The organism is Falsiroseomonas oryziterrae (genome assembly GCF_021864505.1).
GTDB lineage: Bacteria > Pseudomonadota > Alphaproteobacteria > Acetobacterales > Acetobacteraceae > Falsiroseomonas > Falsiroseomonas oryziterrae.
This window is the reverse complement of the sequence record NZ_JAKJIB010000658.1, coordinates 1-807: the sequence shown is the minus strand read 5'-3', so window position 1 is coordinate 807 and position 807 is coordinate 1. Positions and strand designations below refer to the sequence as shown.

General features: G+C 77.0%; 1 protein-coding gene. It reads right to left on the bottom strand.

Going from position 1 to position 807, the window contains the following annotated elements; translation table 11 throughout:
* Window positions 1-156 precede the first annotated feature (156 nt).
* On the bottom strand, window positions 157-807 hold a 651-nt coding region (locus tag L2I40_RS23920; RefSeq protein WP_237217837.1), incomplete at its 5' end, for an SDR family NAD(P)-dependent oxidoreductase.

The window sequence follows — 807 nt, the reverse complement described above, 5'->3', positions numbered from 1 at the left end:
GCAGGTGGGCGACCGCGTGGTGGTCAGCCGCGGCGACCGCGTGCGCCTTTCGCGTGCTGCCGGCGGCCCCGCGCCGGGCTTCGCGCCGCAGGCCGGCTTCGCGCCCGCCGGCGGCTTCAGCGGCGCGCCCGTCGGCCAGCGCAAGTAGAGCGCGGGCTACTCCGCCCGCACGCGGAACCGCATCAGCCGCATCGCCCTGTCGCCAAGGCGTGGCGGCAGCAACGCGAGTAGCCGCAGCAGCCAGCCGAGCGGCGCGGGAAAGACGACCCGCGCCTCGCCCCGCAGCAGGGCGCGGTTGGTGCGCGCCGCGGCGCGCTCGAGCGTCATGCGGAGCGGCTTCGGCCCGAGGAAGCGATCGCCCATCGCGCTGTCGAAGAAGCCGGGGCAGATCACGCTGACGCGGATCCCGCGCGGTCCGAGCGCGGCGCGCAGCCCCTCGGCCCAGGCCAGCAGCCCGGCCTTGCTCGCCGCATAGCCGGCGCAGTCCGGCAGCCCACGGAAGGCCGCGACGGAGGCGATGACGCCGATCGCGCCGCGCCCGCGCGCGAGCATGCCCGGAAGAAGCGGCCCGACCAGATGGATCGCGCCGAGCAGGTTCACCTCCACCTGCCGCGCCGCCGCCGTGCCTGTCTCCGGCGTGCCGTCCGGCGCGGTGCCGAAGGAGGTGCCCGCATTCGCGACGACGAGGTCCACGGGCCTCTCGGCCTCGAATTCGGCCAGCGCGGAGGCCAGTGCCGCCGCGTCGGACACGTCGAGCGCCACGGCGGTCGCGCGTGCCCCGCGCGCCTCGCACTCCGCCACCACCCA